The sequence below is a fragment of the Paenibacillus sp. 37 genome (genome assembly GCF_008386395.1).
GTDB classification, from domain to species: domain Bacteria; phylum Bacillota; class Bacilli; order Paenibacillales; family Paenibacillaceae; genus Paenibacillus; species Paenibacillus amylolyticus_B.
Genome location: NZ_CP043761.1, coordinates 3510602 through 3528336 on the forward strand (window position 1 = coordinate 3510602; position 17735 = coordinate 3528336).

The window sequence follows — 17735 nt, forward strand, 5'->3', positions numbered from 1 at the left end:
CAACAGTCACCATATTAGATACCGCCGATAGGGAGACATGCTACCGGCGGTTTATTTTCGTTGGAGGAAAGGGGACACACGGTATGTTAAAAGTATTACTGGTAGATGACGAGATGTATGTACGAAAGGGGCTGTATGAACTCATAAATTGGATGGATCTTAACATGGAGATTATCGGAGAGGCAGAGAACGGTGCAGAGGCATTAAATCTGATTGAATACCTGCAACCAGACGTGATTATAACAGATATCCGTATGCCAATCCTGGATGGACTGGAACTGATACGTGCCGTTGAGAAAATGCCACATCTGGAACCTGTGTTCATTATCATCAGTGGTTATCATGACTTCAAATATGCACAGCAGGCAATCAGGTACGGCGTTCATGACTATATCCTCAAGCCTATTGATGATGAAGAACTGACAGCGACGTTGCAGAAGTCCGCTAATCTGATTTGCAATAAAAGAAAACATATTCTTTTGGCTGAGGGGCAGGCGAGTAACATCATGCTGGAGGATGTGATCAAAGGCCATGTACAGAAGGAAGATGAACATCGATATGCCGAGATGCTTGGGATCAATCGTAACTCCAGTCTGCTCATGACTTTGATTGAACTTCAGACCGGATTAGATGAAATTAAAATTACCATTGAACAGCTGCGTGAAGCAGTACATTCTCTGGAGAGTAATTTATGCAAAATGTTCATCAGTGAGCAACAACGCGGGACGTTTGCTTTATTACTGTTGTGGCCTGATCATCATCAAGGGGGCTTGGCGTTACAGGATAAACTGCATAATATTCATATAACACTGAGCAAAAGGTTTAACCTGGATATCGGTCTTTATGCAGGAACACTCGTCAAAGAAATTGGTGATGTCCCACAATCCCTTATGGCGGCTGAAGAAGCAGCCAAGCATAAATATGCTGAAACTGGTGGTGTCGTACGTTATACGGAGATCAAGGACAAATCGCTGTTTGTTTTCAATGTATACCAGGACGAGGTGGATCACTTAATTTTAAGCCTGGAAGAGGGGAATAGGCCTGCTTACCACAAGATTGTAGAAGAGAAATTCAAATTGTTTCATATGAATCGGTTTTCTCCTCAGGCTGTATCGGGTTCTCTTTTGCGTTGTATAACGGGTATTCTCGCTGTGGTCCACGAAATGGGTGGTAATGATGAAGGGTTGCAGCAGCTGAAGGAGCTGGCACAACAAAGTCATGAAGGTTGGAATTTACGACTATTGAAGAATGCTTTTCTCACCGCGCTGGAGGAAGCCGAGGATTATGTCTCTCAACTGCGGATGGAGCGATCCAAAGGGGATATCAGCAAGATCAAACGGTATATTGATGCAAATTATACCGAGAACATCAATCTCAAAAGCATTGCTGCGCTCTTCTATATGAATCCCGTCTATCTTGGGCGATTATTCCGCAAAAGCTACAATCAATACTTTAATGACTATCTGCTGAACCTGCGGATTCATGAGGCGAAGAAGTTACTGCGCCAGACGGATCTGAGAATGTACGAGGTTGCTGCACGCGTAGGATTTCAGAATGCGGACTATTTTGTAACCCAGTTTGAGAAACTTGTTAAGTTATCGCCTACAGAGTATCGCAATCTCCTTATGGGAAATGAGCAGCGAGGTGCACAATGCCAAGATGGAACCTGAATTACATGAAGCTTCGAGATAAGCTACTGCTCATGTATGTCTTATCTGTGTTTATTCCCATCGTTGTTACCAATGTGGTGTTCTACAATGTCACATCCGCCAATATTCGTAGTCAGAAAACTCGTGATGCCGGCATGGCCTTGAACAATCTGAAGAACGACCTGCGGGTAACCATTGATCAGGGCGTCGGTCTCTCTTATTCGTTATATACTGACCCTGTATTCAACGACACCATCTCCCGTTCATTTCAAAGTCATTTTGAGTACATTGACGCTTATAATTCCTATTTAAAAGGGCAATTCTCCGGTCAAATGAATCAGGGAATTCGCTGGTATCAAGTGTATACCGATAATTCTACCATTTTATCTTCCGGTTATATTGATCGTTTAACTGACGATGTCCGCAACTCGGACTGGTACGTTCAATTTCAGGCATACTCCGCCCCTTATCCGGCACTGATCTCATCGGATCAGATGTTAAGCCTGGTTCAAAGGCTCGACAATCTGGACACTGGGGGGAGAGAGCAGTTACTTAAAATTGACCTGAATATGGATATGATCAAGCAGTATTTCCACAACAGCGGATTTGATGGAAAAGTGTATCTTCTTGATCCGGGGGGACACATCCAATTTTCAAATGATCCTACAGCAGAAGAAGCTCAGATAGGGAAACGTTACAGCGAGATCCAGTTTCCGAACAAAATGATTCCCTTTGAACTTACGTATACAGGCATTAACTATCTGGAAGGGTGGTCCCTGCAAGGGGTGATGGATGAAGAAATTGTGTTGAAGGAGGTGCGGAAGTCCCGTTCCTTCGTCGTATGGCTGGCTTGCATTAATTTTGTCCTGCCTTCTATTATCATCGCGGCTATGTCCAGAACCATCCATGTCAGGCTGGTGCGCATTCTGAAACATATGAAAAAAGTAAAAACACAGAATTTCCAGACGATTCCGCCTGAAGATGCAAGAGATGAAATAGGTCAACTCACGATGGAATTTAATCGAATGACCGAGACGATCCATAACCTGATTCATGAGGTATATCTCGCTGACATCCAAAAGAAAGACCTGGAGTTAAAGCAGCAACAAGCACAGCTTCATGCGCTCCATAGTCAGATCAACCCGCATTTTTTGTTTAATACGCTGGAGTCGGTACGTATGCGGAGCCTCATCAAAGGCGAGAGAGAGACTGCCAAAATTGTGCATAACATGGCCAAGATGTTTCGCAAGTCAATTAGTTGGAATCAGAATGATGTGACAGTGAAGGAAGAATTGGAACTCATCGAGAGTTTTTTGCAAATTCAGAAATACCGCTTTGGAGAAAAACTTCAATATACCATTGAGGCAGATCCTGCGGTACTGATGTACCGAATCCCCAAGATGGTTATCCTTCCCTTTGTTGAAAATGCAAGTATTCATGGAATTGAGTCATCTCCGGGTGTAGGTATCATTCAACTCTTCGTTTCAATGGAAAATGACCAGCTCCATATCAGACTAACGGATAACGGTATAGGGATGTCACATGCAAAATTGGAAGAGTTGTTAAGTTACCTGGATCAAAACACCGATATGGGAGAGCATGTTGGCATGAAAAATGCGTATAGTCGCTTAAAACTTTGTTATAAAAATCACTTTACATTCGACATCCAGACATGGGAAGGAGAAGGAACCCATATCCAAATTAAGCTTCCACTTGATCCATCAGCCATGCCAGGCGACTAAATATGAGGGATATACTTTTCAAAGTAGGAGGTACACTTTCATGGGTAACTTTGAAAGCGCTATCTTGATATATTGAGAAGGCTTAAAGACACAAACAATACTTTAAGGGGGCATTTGCTACATGTTTAGAAAAAGAAACATTATAACAGGTCTGGCCATTTTACTGGCTGTAACCCTGGCAGGTTGTAATAAAGCCAGCCCGGAAGCCTCTTATCCTGACAGTAATGACAACACCCCGGTCACCTTTAAATATTTCACGTTTGGCGGTGGCAAGAAGGACATTCTGGCAAGCAGCACGACCATTGGCAAGAAGTTACAGGAACAAACAGGCGTTGACTGGAAAATGGAATATCTGGTCGGCGACGGTGCAACCAAGGCAGGTGTATTGATTGCGAGTGGGGATTACCCCGACATCATCGACTCCAGTGGTGAAATGGCCAAATTGATGGATGCAGGATCTTTTATCCCGCTGGATGAACTGATCGATCAATACGGGCCTAACATCAAGCGAGTATACGGGCCTTATATGGACAAATTCAGACAGGAGGATGGAAAGATATATTTCTTGCCATACACTGCCAACATCGGTTATGTGTCAGAGCCTAATTTTCAGACCGGCTTTTATATTCAGCGTGCTGTGTTAAAAGAGTTCAACTATCCCAAGATCAAAACGCTGGACGAATATTTTGACTTGATTGAGCAATACAAGCAAAAGCATCCGCAGATCGATGGAAAAGAAACCATCGGCTTCGCCACACTTGCGGGTGAGTCGGGCAGCTTCTTCACCCTGCTAAATCCGGCCATGCATCTGGCAGGTTATCCAAACGATGGCAGTGTGATGGTGGATATGCAGAGCCATGAAGCCAAACTGGTAGCCGGATCTGATTATCAGAAACAATGGATTCAGAAGCTGAGCGAGGTTAACGCACAGGGGATGTTTGATCCCGAATCCTTCACAATGAACCAGGATCAGTATCTCGCCAAGTTGACATCCGGTCGGGTGCTGGGATATTTCAGTTACTCCTGGCAGGTTGGAGACGCAACGAACAACCTCAAGAAGGCTGGTATTGACGACAAACGTTACGTATCACTACCGATCGTATTTGATGACAGTGTCAAAGACCAGTATGTGGACCCGCCAGGTTTTGTGAACAACTACGGTGTCGGAATTACCGTAAATGCCAAAGATCCTGTGCGAATTATTAAATATTTTGATAATTTGCTCAGGGAAGAAAACCAGATTCTGGTTCAATGGGGTATCGAGGACGAGACGTATAGTGTGAATGATGAGGGTCGCTTTTACTTTGAAAATGATGACCAACGCAAGGCACATGAAGATCCGGAATTAAGTCGTAAGTTCGGCTTTGACTATTTTAATTACAGCTGGCCTCGTTACGGCAATAACTCCGTACTGGAGGATGGCAACGCCTATGGACCAGGCAATCAACCAGAAGTGGCTACCTATAGTTACACGGACGGTGACAAGCTGTTGTTAGAGAAATATGGTGTGGAGACATTCACAGAACTATTCAGCACACCGGATGAGCGTCCTTGGTCTCCTGCTTGGTCCATTGCATTGGAGCAGGGCTCTCCTGAACAGATTTTCATCACCAAGGCAGAAGATCTCCAGAAGAAATATTTACCCAAAATGATTATGGATTCACCTTCCACTTTCGAGAACACATGGAATGAATATATGAGTCAATTGAATCAACTCGACAAGAAAACATACGAAGCTACGATAACACAGGCAGTGAAGGATCGTGTAGCTGGAAAATGGTGAGTGTAATCGATAAGAGAAAACACGGAACGGGGGAATATTCACATGTTAAAACCAAAATTTAGAACAGCAGGTTTAGCTGTATTACTGACAGTTTTGCTGGCTGGGTGCAGTCAAAACAACTCGTCATCATCACCTTCAGCCACAGGTGATGATGAGAACAGTCCAGTCACGTTCTCGTATTACATGTTCTCTCCAGGCAAGAAGGATGCTCTGGCAAGCGAAACAACAATCGGTAAAGCGTTGCAAGAGCAGACAGGTGTGGACTGGAAGATGGAATATCTGGTAGGTGATAGTGCTACAAAAGCCGGTGTCATGATTGCGAGTGGAGACTATCCTGATGTCATTAGCTCCAGTGGTGAGATGTCCAAGTTACTGGATGCCGGTGCCTATATTCCGCTGGATGATCTGATTGAGGAATACGGACCTAATATCAAAAGGGTGTATGGACCATATTTCGATAAAATGAAAAATGCCGAAGACGGAAAAATCTATGCACTGCCTTATACGGCTAATCAGGGTGAGTATTCAGGTAGTCCAAATGTGGGCGGAGGAGCTTTCTGGATTCAACGATCTGTGCTCAAAGAGTTTGATTATCCCAAGATCACTACACTGGATGAATATTTTGATCTGATTCAGGATTACAAGGAAAAACATCCAACTGTCGACGGTGCAGAGACAATCGGATTTGTGTCACTTGCGGGTGTGGCTAATAACTTCTTCACACTGCAAAATCCAGCCATGCATCTTGCCGGTTATCCGAACGATGGCAGTGTCATGGTAGACATGACTACCCATGAGGCAAAAGTCGTCGCGGGAACAGATGCTCAGAAAAAATGGATTCAGAAGTTAAATGAAATCAATGCTCAAGGGATGCTGGATCCCGAATCCTTTACGATGAACAAAGACCAGTATTTGGCCAAACTGACTTCGGGTCGTGTGTTAGGATACTTCAATTATGGCTGGCAGATTGGTGACGCTTCGAAAAACCTGCTCTCGGCAGGCATTGATGAGAAACGTTATGCACCACTTCCGATTGTGTTTGATGAAGGAATTAAGGATCAATATGTTGATCCTCCCGGCTTCGTCAACAACTATGCAACAGGTATCTCGGTGAATGCCAAAGACCCTGTTCGTATCATCAAATACTTTGATAATTTGCTGAAGGAAGAGAATCAGGTTCTGGTGCAATGGGGCATCAAGGACGAGACGTACAGTGTGGATGAAAAGGGCCGATTTTATTATGCAAATGAAGATCAACGCAAGGCTCATGATGATCTGGAGCTCAGCCGTAAATTCGGGTTCACCTACTTTGGCACAGACTGGCCGAAATATGGCGGTGAATCTACACTAACCGATGGTAACGCTTATAGCCCTGGCAACCAGCCAGAAGTAGCCGCTGCATCTTACACCGAGGGAGACAAGAAGTTCCTTGATGCCTACGGTATCCAAACCTTTAGTGAATTATTTAACAAACCGGAGGAGCGGCCATGGTTCCCCGCATGGTCCATCGCCCTTGAGCAAGGATCACCTGAACAGATCTTCACCACCAAATCGGATGATCTGCAACGTAAATACTTACCGGAAATGATCTTGGGAGCACCCTCGAATTTTGATAAGCTGTGGGATGCTTACATGGCTGAATTGAACAAATTGGACAAAGCTGGTTATGAAGCGACGATTACCAAAGTTGTGAAGGATCGTGTCGCAGGAAAATGGTAATACGAACACTTTAAAACAAACTGTACATGCAGAGGAGAAGACGAAAGAGCATAAACTCCGGTTTCTCCTCGCATGAATAACAGCAAAGGAAAGGAGCAGGTTCACCGTGGAGAAACCTAATGTCTCCCTTAACTCGATGCCGCCAGCCTCGAATCCGAAGGGAACCAGAGCACATTCGTTCTTCAAACGTCTTGTGCAACAACGAACACTTGCCTGGATGTGTATACCTTTTGTCATCTGGGCTTTTATCTTCAAGTACCTGCCGTTATGGGGATGGACCATGGCTTTTCAGAATTTCAAACCGGCGAGGTCCTTCTCGGATCAGCAGTGGGTAGGCTGGCAGCATTTTAGTACGTTGTTTGAAGACAATACCTTCTACCGGGTGCTGCGCAATACGCTTGTCATGAGTTCCATTAAACTGGTGTTGGGATTTGTGACAGCAATTACACTGGCCCTCTTGTTGAATGAACTGAAAAATGTCATATTTAAACGCTTTGTGCAAACCGTCAGTTATCTGCCTCACTTTATTTCATGGGTTGTTGCCTCCAGCATTGTGTTAACCGTACTGTCACCAGACGGAATTATCAATCTGCTGTTAATGAAGCTTCATCTAATTGACAGTCCCGTACTATGGATGGGGAAAGGTGAATACTTCTGGGGTATTCTGGGGGCAACTGAGGTCTGGAAGGATGTCGGCTGGAACACCATTATCTATCTGGCAGCGATTACGGCAATTGATCCGGCACAATATGAGGCTGCAGAGATTGATGGAGCCAGTCGCTTCAAACGGATGTTATATATCACGCTGCCTGGCTTGAAACCGGTTATTGTGATCTTGTTGATCATGAACATGGGAAGTATTCTGGAATCCGGATTCGAGCCACAATATCTGTTGGGTAACGGGATGAATATGGATTATTCGGAGAATCTGGACATCTTTGTACTGAAATATGGATTAGGGATGGGGAACTTTTCCTTGGGTACAGCAGCCGGCATATTCAAAACTGTGGTCAGCTTCATCTTCCTTTTCTCAGCGAACTATATAGCGAAAAAAATGGGAGAGAGCAGACTATTCTAAAAGGAGGCCTATGCCATGCAAAAAGGAAACACATCCCGCTTGCGGAATAGCAGCACCGGGGATCGAGCGTTTGACACCATTAACATCATCTTCATGGTATGTCTGATGATTGTGACGATTTATCCCTTTGCTAATATGATTGCCGTATCCTTCAACAATGCAAATGATGCCATTCGGGGTGGAATATATCTATGGCCTCGTGTATGGACACTGGACAACTACAAATACATTTTTGGCGAATCCGATATATATCACGCAACTCTGATCTCGGCACTGCGTACGGTCATTGGAACCGTGGTGTCCGTTTTCTGTACAGCCATGCTAGCATATACGGTTAGTCGTCAGGAATTTGTGCTTCGCAAGTTTGTTACGATGTTTTTTGTATTCACCATGTACTTCAGCGGGGGGTTGATCCCCGGTTATCTGCTGATTCGAGACCTTGGATTGATCGGTTCCTTCTGGGTATATATCATTCCGGGTGTAATCGGTGTCTTCAATATGATTGTCATCCGTTCATTTATTGAAGGTCTTCCTGAAGGTATTCTGGAGTCAGCCCGTATTGACGGGGCAGGGGAGTTCACGACATTTATCCGCGTTGTCCTGCCACTAACGATTCCCGCAATGGCAACCGTATCACTCTTTGTAGCTGTGGGACAATGGAATTCCTGGTTCGATGTATTCCTGTACAACTCTTCCAATAAAGAATTAAGCACGTTGCAATATGAGTTGATGAAGATTCTGCAAACTTCGACGACCTCAGCGACTTCATCAGCAAGTGATGCTTATCAGTCTGCCGAGAGCAATGCAACGGCGGTCACACCAACCTCGATTCGAGCGACCATGACCATTATTGCAAGTGTTCCTATTCTGATGGTGTATCCGTTCTTACAGAAATACTTTGTACAGGGCATGACAATTGGTGGAGTGAAGGGGTAGTCATGGCCAGCTTATCATTTCATTGAATTATGTCAACGCAACAAACGATACCGTATTAGCGTCTATTCATCCATAGGATAACAACAGGAGTGAAACAAATGCATGTAAAATGGATGACGATGATTGGTGCTGTTCTCGGCTCTATACTTATAGGGGTGGGATCGGCAGCTGCGGAAGAAACGTTTGTTGATTTAAAGCATTCAAAGTGGGCAGAGGATGGCATCACGTATATGGCGAAACGGGGAACAGTGGCTGGATACGGCCATGGGATTTTCAAGCCTGAGGCACTTGTGACACGGGCACAAGCCGTCACTTTTATGGTGCGGGAGCTTTATCCAGATCAGCTTCAGAGCGCAGTGGGAGGCACAACCTATTCGGATGTTCCAACTACACACCCTTTCCATCGAGAAATCATGATAGCTGCTAAAAATGGACTTGCGAGTGGTTTCCCTAACGGAACCTTCCGTCCGGACGCACCGCTTAGCCGCGCAGAGACTGCGGCCTTCCTTACAAGGGCATATTCACTCGAACAAGGTAAGAATCCCGCAAAATGGACCGATACAGACAAACATTGGGCGGCAGCACCCATTCTTATTATGAGTTCAAACGGCTTGGTCGGTGGTTATTCGGATGCCACTTTCCGTCCAAATCAAGCTGTCACGCGCGCTGAATATGCCGTATTTATGGCGAGAGTGATTCGCTTCGAACGTGAAGCGGCCATTCGGACACAAGATTGGGACAAACTGATATCCTATATGACGGTAAGTGAGCAAGTTGGTCAGATGCTTATGCCCGACATTAGGCAATGGAATGGTAAAGCGACAACGACCGTTAATGAGGGGCTGAAACGCACTATCCATGATCAGGACTTGGGTGGACTCATTCTATTTGACAAAAATATTGCAGACGTGAGGCAGCTTACAACGTTCACACATGATATACAAAGAGAAGCAGGTGACATACCGCTATTTCTTAGCATTGACCAAGAAGGTGGTGTGATTAAGCGAATACCAGGCGGTACGAACCTGCCAGGTCAGATGGCACTGGGTGCAACTGGAGATGCAGCGCTTGCCGAAGCGGCTGGTCAGCTGACAGGGGAGGAGCTGAAGGCACTGGGATTGCAGATCAATTTTGCGCCAGTGCTGGACATCAACAGCAATCCAGATAACCCCATCATCGGTATAAGGTCGTTTGGCTCGGATACGGATTTGGTGACACGGCTTGGTTTGGCAACGATACAGGGCTTGCAGCAATCCGGGGTCATGGCGGCAGTGAAGCATTTTCCTGGGCACGGAGATACCAAGGTAGATTCCCATCTGGGTATGCCGGTACTAACTCATAATCGCGAGCGGCTGGATGCTGTAGAATTAAAGCCATTTCAGGCTGCAATCAAAAATGGTGTAGAGATGATTATGACCGCTCATATTGCTTTTCCTGCCATAGATAACGAACATGTGACTTCGCTCAAAGACGGTGAACGTGTGCCGATTCCTGCCACCTTATCGAAAAAGGTACTGACAGGACTTCTTCGCGGAGAGCTGGGATATGAAGGTCTCATTATTTCCGATGCTTTCACCATGAATGCAATTGCGGAGCATTTTGGGGAAAATCAATCGGTAGAACGCGCCGTTTCCGCAGGTGTTGATATCATCCTAATGCCAAAAGATTCAGCAGCGGCCCATCAAACGCTGGTGAATGCGGTGAACAATGGAACGATCAAGGATGAAACCATACACGCATCTGTGAAACGAATCTTGGAGATGAAAGCGAAATATGGTTTGTTTGAACGCAGCCAGACTCTTGCGCAAAAGCTTACTCAGCTTAACGGTATTATTGGATCGAAGGAGCATCGAGCGGTGGAACAGAAAATCGCAGAGCGAGCGGTCACCGTACTCAGTAGCCGCGAAGGTGTGCTTCCGGATCAGATTCAGCAAGGCGATCGGGTTGTTATTGTCGCAGCCGAGCAGGATCAGGCGAAACAGCTTGAAAAACAACTGTTGCAAGCCGCTAATAACCTGTCGTTAAAGACTGAAATTGCACTTGTTGGACAAGACAAAATGAATGAAACGCTCCAGGCAATTGGCAAAGCCAATTATGTCATTCTTGCTTCTTACCAATTCCGGAATGTAGCCAGCCAGTTCGGATGGAGCGAGTATCAATCCTTGATCAATGCGATGAACCAGAGTAATCAGCGATATACGCTGTTGTCATTGGGTAACCCTTACGAGATGATCTATCTTCAGAACGTGCGTTCAGGGCTTGCAGTGTATGGAAAGCAGGAGCCAAACACGTCTGCCGGGATCAAAGTTTTGCTTGGTCAACTGAAAGCTGGAGGACAGTTGCCCGTACAAACGGATTAAGTCATTCTTAAATGAAGACAAAAAAGACGGATTCCAACATACGGAATCCGTCTTTTTATTTTTAACTAACCATTGGTTTCACCGATCCATCTACCATCCCTCACTCGGGGAGTTCTTCGCTACAAACAAAATGGAGCAGCATCTTCACAAATTGCTCCGTCATTCGCATATCCAATGAATGATCATGAGAAGCACGAATAGTTACCATGCGCTGGAGCATGGCCATCATCGTTGTGAAGATAAACTGAGCCAGATCAAGCGGAGGGGATGGATTCTTAATACTGCCGTCAACAACGCCTTGGGATAAAGCGCCCATCAGGAAATGATTTTCTTTCCCATTCTGGTTGAATAGATCGTATGTTTCTCTTAATTCAGGACTAAAATCATACATCTCATAGTTGATATCAAATAATTGAATAAACCGGATGTAGTCTGGATGATCCTGGGCATAAACAACCCATGCATTCAACATCACCGTGAGTTGTTCTCGCCCGTTCATGTCCTTCATCGATGCACGGCTAACCTCATCCGTTAAATGTTCAATCAGTTGCATCTGAATGGCCAGAAGAAGCTCATCCATAGACTGAAAATGTTTATAAAATGTCACTCTACTAAGTTTAGCTTTCGTGCATACATCCTTAATCTTTACTTGGAGCAATCCATATTTCAAAAAAAGCTCCTTACCTGCTGCAATCAAATCATCACGATGTTTATTTCCCAATTGTTGATGCCAGTTTTCATTCACTTATATACCGTTGTCCTTTCTTCGAACGAAATGCGTTCAAGGTAAGTCCGAGAGAAGCGAGTAGCATAATTGCACCAAAAATATACGGGAAGTTTATGTTTTTGTCAAACAATAGTCCTGCGATCAACGGGCCAATCACCGTTCCGAGACTGGAAAATGTCGTATTCAGACCCGATGCATAACCTTGTCGATCTCCAGCATTTTTGGATATTAACGTGCTGACCGAAGGTCGCAAAAATGAATTAAAGGCAAAGAATAACGCAGAAGCGAACAACAGAAAGACAAGGTTGACCTTAATTAACATTAACAACAAAGCTATGGGTGTGATTATTAAGGAGAGACGGATCAACTTAACTTCACCGATTCGCTGTACGAACCAATCCAAAAGCCAGATTTGTACAATAATACCGATAATCGCACCCAGAGTAATAATGATGGAGATCGTTGCAGCGTTGAATCCGTATTTTTGTTCTGCAAAAAGCGCGAATACGGTCTCATAACTCATGAGGCCAAAGGTCATAACGAGCAGTACAATCAAGTATTTGAAATAGGGTACTTTAAATGAACTCCAGATTTTCTTGCCCAAGTGATCTCCGTTTTGAAGACGGATGGAGACCGTTCTTTTCTCGGGGGGAAGTGTCTCAGGCAATAGCAGCGTCATTAGGGCAGCAATCATTCCCAGACCCGCTGCGAAGAAATAGGGCATGCGAATGCCCATCTCGGCGATGATACCGCCCAGACCAGGTCCCAGAACCATCCCCAAGTTCATAGCTGCGCCGAAATAGCCCATGCCTTTTGCACGTGTCTCTGGTGTTGTAATATCAGCGACATATGCGAGGTTGGCAGGAACCATTAAACCAAGACTGATTCCACCGATAAACCGTGCGACATAGAGGAACGGCAATGACGTTGACAGCGCAAATATGATATCTGAAACAACAGACAGAAACATACCAGCCATGATCAACCTTTTGCGTCCAAATCGATCAGACAGTTGTCCCCCGAGAGGTGAAAAGAAGAATTGAGCAGCACCGAAGGCTGCAACTAAAAATCCTGCTACTGTGCCTCCCGCATGAAAAAGCTTCAAATACTCCGGCAATATGGGGATGAGCATCCCTTGCCCCAATAAAGCGATAAACAGATTTAACATCAGAATGAACAGTGGAAAGCGAACTGATTTTGGTAATGTACTCATGTACGTCATTAACCCCTTCATTTACAACTTGTTAACCTTTACATTGCGTAAACCATTTTAAATGATTTGAAGGAAATATGTAAATCTTTTTTTGTCACCAGATTGTCCATGACATTCAGCGGATGTTGAATGGCCGTACAGAGAAGTCTTCTATATCATATTAAAAAAACAGCATGAGAAAGAGAGGAATCAGAATGAGTGCTAGAACAGTAGTTTCATTGGAAGAATCATGGTTGTTTCAGGCAGATACCGAGAATCAGGGCATGGAACTACAATGGTATGAACAAGGTCCACCCTCGGGCGAAATGGTTAAGATTCCCCACACGTGGAACGTGCAAAACGGGTTGGAGGAGTTCCGTGGAACGGGATGGTACAGTCATGATTTTTACGCTCCTTTGGAATGGGAAGCTAAATTACTGCGTTTACAGTTTGATGCAGTTTATCGAGATGCAGTGGTTTGGGTAAACGGAAAACGTGTAGGAGAACATACTCAATCAGGTTACACTCCATTTATTATAGAAATCTCCGACACAGTCACCTTTGATGCAATCAACCGAATTGTGGTATCCGTGAATAATGCAAATAGCCAGACGACTCTTCCCATGGGCAATAGCTTTGATTGGGCAGACGACGGCGGAATCATTCGCGGCGTATAATGCTGGCTAGCGGTCGCACGGCAATTGACTATTCCAAACTTCAAGCTGTCCCTTATTTCACAGACGATATGGTTGGAACTCGAGCTCCATACGGCATATTATCTGGTGAAATTTGTTTGTGGGAGCAAGCACGAGAGTCTGAGTGTAAATCTATAAAACTGAAAGTGATGATTTCGTCTGAAAAAGATTTTTTGACTTCGAATGAATGGGAACTGTCCGGCGATAAAAAGGTCCTAAGCTTTAGGGACATCAAGGTGGAGCACCTTAAGTTGTGGCATTTTGATCATCCCCATCTATACAATGTAACCATTGCTTTATACTCGGATGGTGTCCTTACAGATGAGGTATGCACAGCAGTAGGATTTAGAGAGATTCGCACAGAAGGTAATACATTGTTACTTAACCGTGAGCCGGTTCGTCTCATGGGGGTAGAATGGATGCCAGGATCGAACCCTATGAGTGGCATGGCGGAATCGGTAGCGCAGTTGGAAGAGATGCTTCATCATATAAAACACGCGAATTGTGTAATTACCCGTTTTCACTGGCAGCAGGACAGCAAGTTGCTTGAATGGTGTGACCGTAACGGCTTACTGGTGCAAGAGGAGATTCCACATTGGCAGACACCACAAGATCCGAATAATGAGTGGTTGAATATTTCAATGAAGCATGCCCAAGAAATGGTTCATCGTCACTATAATCATCCTTGTATCTATGCATGGGGGATCGGCAACGAGGTGAACGGACAATCCACTGTTACGGTTCGGTATTTTGAGGAACTCCAATCTCTGGTGCACGGACTGGATGATACGAGATTCATTAACTATGTGTCTAACACAGTGCATGAGAATCCCGCCCAAGATGCCACGGGTGTAGGTGACATGGTCATGTGGAACGATTATATCGGGACATGGCACGGGGAGTTGGACAGGCCGGAGGTTATCCAAAATATAACTAGGGGTTTACCAAATAAACCTCTCGTGGTAGCTGAATATGGACTATGTGAGCCTGCTTTTGAGGGCGGGGATGAACGTCGTACACAAATCTTGGTGGAAAACACAAGGGAATACCGGAAGCATCCTGCCATTGCAGCGCTCATTTACTTCAGCCTAAACGATTATCGAACGCAAATGGGGGAAGAAGGCGAGGGAAGGCTCCGCCAACGGGTTCATGGTTCCATGAGTTTAGATGGCACGCCAAAGCCTTCTTACGAAGCTTTACGCCAATTAGCTTCACCAATTAACCTTAATGTGGAGTTGGAAAAGGAGAAGGCCCAAGTCGTAGTTATCGTGGAGAACCGGAATGACATTCCATGTTATCGGATATCTGGGTATATACTTAAACTGGTTGATCAACTCGGTGATTGTATTACTGAACACATCCCGGATTTATCACCTGGGGAGAAGCATGTATTTTACTTTACCGACATTCCTGAGAATCGATGGAACAAACTTGTTTTAGATATCATCAGACCCACCGGATTTTCGGTGAGTAGCGATTCGCTGATGTCATACACGTAAATAACTGGAGGTGGGAACACGTGAAATTAGAGGAATTGTTTACGGTGCATGTGAACATCGAAGAATCATTTGATTTGCAGAATAGCGAAGATGATTCGGTTGTTATGATTACTTTTACAGGCAGCGTAACCGGAAAGTACTTTGAGGGAATTGTGCTAGGTGGAGGAGTGGATACCCAGATCATCGGGAAGAATGGTGACCCGCATACGCTATCGGCAAGATACATGCTCCAAGGGACCGACAACACAGGTCATTCCTGCAAAATTTATATCGAAAATAACGGAAATATTGATAAAACGCTGAAAACTGCTTTATTTCGCACTTCTCCCAAAATGATTACGGATAGCAAGGCTTTATCTTTTTTGAACAGTGAAACGTTGATTGGAGAAGGTCATCCGACGGAGTCAGGGATAGATATAAAAATATACAGGGCGCCATGATAATGCGAGACATGTGATAACTATTTTATTCATGTTTCTTGGAGCAAGATAGCCTGTTATGCTGATTGAGAGTCGCTAAATAAGCGGCTCTTTTTGTCGTATGAGATTTTACGTCAATATTTATATGTATTCTTTTACAATTAATTAACATAGGATGGATACGGCGCAGACACTTCTCACCTATAGTATGATGAGCGAAAATAAACCAATATCAGGCGGAATAAGGAGAAAACTATTCATTATGATGATCAAAAAAATCGGGATTTCAGTAGCATCACTCGCCATCTTAACGTCTGTAAGTGTGTTTGACGTATATGGCGCAGGCTCCAAACGCATGATCGAAGTGTCCGAACAATCAGCTAATGTGGTTGTGAACGGACAAAGGGTGGAAGGGGAATCATTTCTCTACAATGGGGTCACTTATGTACCTGCAAGAGCGATTGGTGAAGCCTTGGGGCAAGAGGTAGACTGGGATAACAACACCCAATCGGTGTTTGTTGGACAAAAAATGAACGATCAGCAGGGATACCGGGGTACCAAAACACCATATCCTTTTAAGGAAACAAGTTATACAAAAGCTCCTATTGGATATGAACCCATATTTATCAACTACATAGGGAGACATGGTTCCAGGCATCTATCCAGTTCCAAGTACGACAAGACGTTATTTGAACTGCTCGACATCGCTGAAAAGGACGGGCAGATCACTAATCTGGGCAAAGAGTTGAAGAAGGAAATTGGCAATCTGATGAAGGTTGAAAAAGATCATTATGGATTGTTATCCACTACGGGTGGAGAAGAACTGAAAGGAATAGGGGCCAGAGTTGGGCAGAATTTCAAAGAACTTTTTACATCGGATAAAAAAGTGATAGCACAAGCAACCTTCAAAGATCGAACGCCGCAGAGCAGAGATCAGTTTATTGACGGATTAGAGGAAAGCTTGGGAGATAACAAGGTGGACATTCTGGCTTCAGCCTTTGAAGAAGGGAAAGATCCCTATCTACGGCCCTACGACCTAGCGACAAAGTATAATGAGTACGTTGAAGATGGAGAATGGGTTAAGTTATACGAGGATTATGTCACTCAGAGCACTGGAACGCGTTATGCAAAAGAGGTCCTTTTGCAATTTTTCTCTAAAGACTTTTATCAGAGATTGAATTCTGGAGAGTTTGAATTGAAGGATGAGAAAGGAAAAGTGAAGCTCAGCAACCCAACCGAGGCTGCTTCTAATTTATACGAACTGTACATCATTTCTTCGAATATAAAAGGAGAAGGTGACTTCGAATTCGGGCGGTATTTCACGGATAATCAGTTGAAATGGTACGAGAGTATTGACAATATCAATGATTTCTATGAAAAAGGTCCATCTTTAACGTCAACGGATCTGCCGCAGAATATCATTGCACCTCTGGTCAAAGAGTTGATCGTGTCTACCGACCAGTCCATTCAGCAGAAAGACACGGCTGGTATATTTCGTTTTGCTCACGCAGAAACCATCATTCCACTATCTTCATTCCTGGATATCGCTGGAGCTAATGTGAGTATCGACCGACCGCAGGACGTGACCCAAAACTGGAATGGCTCGGTTATCTCACCGATGGGAGCAAATATCCAATGGATTCTGTATTCCAATGGTAAGGATGTTCTCGTGAAAATGCTTAGAAATGAAGAAGAGATCGCCTTCGCGATTGAAACAAAGACCTATCCGTACTATAAATGGGAAGATGTGAAGACATATTACCAAAACAAACTGCAGAAGGTAGGCGTAAGCTTGGACAGCAGTTTGGAAGACAATATTGAGCTATTACAGAAGAAATTCTAATCGATTGAACGATATGCATTTTATATGAAAATAAAGACGAAGATGAAGAAAGCAACTCCTTTTCATGGAGCTGCTTTCTTTTTTTGCATTTTG

13 protein-coding genes are annotated in these 17735 nt (G+C 44.4%); 11 read left to right on the plus strand and 2 right to left on the minus strand.

Translation table 11 applies throughout. The annotated features are described in order from the left end of the window. Positions 1–83 precede the first annotated feature (83 nt). The 7 genes from F0220_RS15115 to F0220_RS15145 all read left to right on the plus strand — a co-directional run bounded on the left by F0220_RS15115 (position 84) and on the right by F0220_RS15145 (position 11267). Positions 84–1670, plus strand: coding sequence for a response regulator (locus F0220_RS15115; protein WP_105598737.1), 1587 nt, complete (start codon positions 84–86; stop codon positions 1668–1670). Positions 1671–1675: 5 nt separating this feature from the next. Continuing rightward, complete coding sequence (locus tag F0220_RS15120) at positions 1676–3391, plus strand: sensor histidine kinase (protein WP_223199953.1); 1716 nt, start codon at positions 1676–1678, stop codon at positions 3389–3391. A gap of 121 nt (positions 3392–3512) precedes the next feature. Further along, positions 3513–5174, plus strand: coding sequence for an ABC transporter substrate-binding protein (locus F0220_RS15125; protein ID WP_105598739.1), 1662 nt, complete (start codon positions 3513–3515; stop codon positions 5172–5174). Positions 5175–5216: 42 nt separating this feature from the next. Further along, positions 5217–6893: an ABC transporter substrate-binding protein gene (locus F0220_RS15130; protein ID WP_105598740.1), complete on the plus strand. Its 1677-nt coding sequence runs from the start codon at positions 5217–5219 to the stop codon at positions 6891–6893. 136 nt (positions 6894–7029) lie between these two features. After that, positions 7030–7971, plus strand: coding sequence for an ABC transporter permease (locus F0220_RS15135; RefSeq protein ID WP_197997708.1), 942 nt, complete (start codon positions 7030–7032; stop codon positions 7969–7971). A gap of 15 nt (positions 7972–7986) precedes the next feature. After that, positions 7987–8907 (plus strand): carbohydrate ABC transporter permease, encoded by a 921-nt coding sequence (locus tag F0220_RS15140; protein WP_105598741.1) that lies wholly within the window; start codon positions 7987–7989, stop codon positions 8905–8907. A 98-nt stretch (positions 8908–9005) separates the two neighbouring features. Beyond that, positions 9006–11267, plus strand: coding sequence for a glycoside hydrolase family 3 N-terminal domain-containing protein (locus F0220_RS15145; protein ID WP_105598742.1), 2262 nt, complete (start codon positions 9006–9008; stop codon positions 11265–11267). A gap of 100 nt (positions 11268–11367) precedes the next feature. Here F0220_RS15145 and F0220_RS15150 read toward each other — a convergent pair whose 3' ends face one another. Then, positions 11368–11988 (minus strand): TetR/AcrR family transcriptional regulator, encoded by a 621-nt coding sequence (locus tag F0220_RS15150; protein WP_223199954.1) that lies wholly within the window; start codon positions 11986–11988, stop codon positions 11368–11370. A gap of 16 nt (positions 11989–12004) precedes the next feature. Further along, positions 12005–13207 (minus strand): MFS transporter, encoded by a 1203-nt coding sequence (locus F0220_RS15155; protein ID WP_105598744.1) that lies wholly within the window; start codon positions 13205–13207, stop codon positions 12005–12007. A 194-nt stretch (positions 13208–13401) separates the two neighbouring features. Between F0220_RS15155 and F0220_RS15160 the strand changes: the two genes are divergently transcribed. The 4 genes from F0220_RS15160 (at position 13402) to F0220_RS15175 (ending at position 17642) form a co-directional block, all read left to right on the plus strand. Continuing rightward, positions 13402–13863, plus strand: a complete 462-nt coding sequence (locus tag F0220_RS15160; RefSeq protein ID WP_181155415.1) for a sugar-binding domain-containing protein — start codon at positions 13402–13404, stop codon at positions 13861–13863. Positions 13864–14054: 191 nt separating this feature from the next. Next, a complete protein-coding gene (locus F0220_RS15165; protein ID WP_181155416.1) occupies positions 14055–15380 on the plus strand; it encodes a glycoside hydrolase family 2 TIM barrel-domain containing protein in 1326 nt (441 codons plus the stop codon). 20 nt (positions 15381–15400) lie between these two features. After that, positions 15401–15820: a DUF3237 domain-containing protein gene (locus tag F0220_RS15170; protein ID WP_105598747.1), complete on the plus strand. Its 420-nt coding sequence runs from the start codon at positions 15401–15403 to the stop codon at positions 15818–15820. Positions 15821–16061: 241 nt separating this feature from the next. Further along, complete coding sequence (locus F0220_RS15175; protein WP_105598748.1) at positions 16062–17642, plus strand: histidine-type phosphatase; 1581 nt, start codon at positions 16062–16064, stop codon at positions 17640–17642. Positions 17643–17735 lie beyond the last annotated feature (93 nt).

Coding starts and splice junctions, on each gene's coding strand:
- F0220_RS15115 (WP_105598737.1), top strand. CDS start 84: ATGTTAAAAGTATTACTGGTAGATGACGAGATGTATGTACGAAAGGGG.
- F0220_RS15120 (WP_223199953.1), top strand. CDS start 1,676: ATGAAGCTTCGAGATAAGCTACTGCTCATGTATGTCTTATCTGTGTTT.
- F0220_RS15125 (WP_105598739.1), top strand. CDS start 3,513: ATGTTTAGAAAAAGAAACATTATAACAGGTCTGGCCATTTTACTGGCT.
- F0220_RS15130 (WP_105598740.1), top strand. CDS start 5,217: ATGTTAAAACCAAAATTTAGAACAGCAGGTTTAGCTGTATTACTGACA.
- F0220_RS15135 (WP_197997708.1), top strand. CDS start 7,030: ATGCCGCCAGCCTCGAATCCGAAGGGAACCAGAGCACATTCGTTCTTC.
- F0220_RS15140 (WP_105598741.1), top strand. CDS start 7,987: ATGCAAAAAGGAAACACATCCCGCTTGCGGAATAGCAGCACCGGGGAT.
- F0220_RS15145 (WP_105598742.1), top strand. CDS start 9,006: ATGCATGTAAAATGGATGACGATGATTGGTGCTGTTCTCGGCTCTATA.
- F0220_RS15155 (WP_105598744.1), bottom strand. CDS start 13,207: ATGAGTACATTACCAAAATCAGTTCGCTTTCCACTGTTCATTCTGATG.
- F0220_RS15160 (WP_181155415.1), top strand. CDS start 13,402: ATGAGTGCTAGAACAGTAGTTTCATTGGAAGAATCATGGTTGTTTCAG.
- F0220_RS15175 (WP_105598748.1), top strand. CDS start 16,062: ATGATGATCAAAAAAATCGGGATTTCAGTAGCATCACTCGCCATCTTA.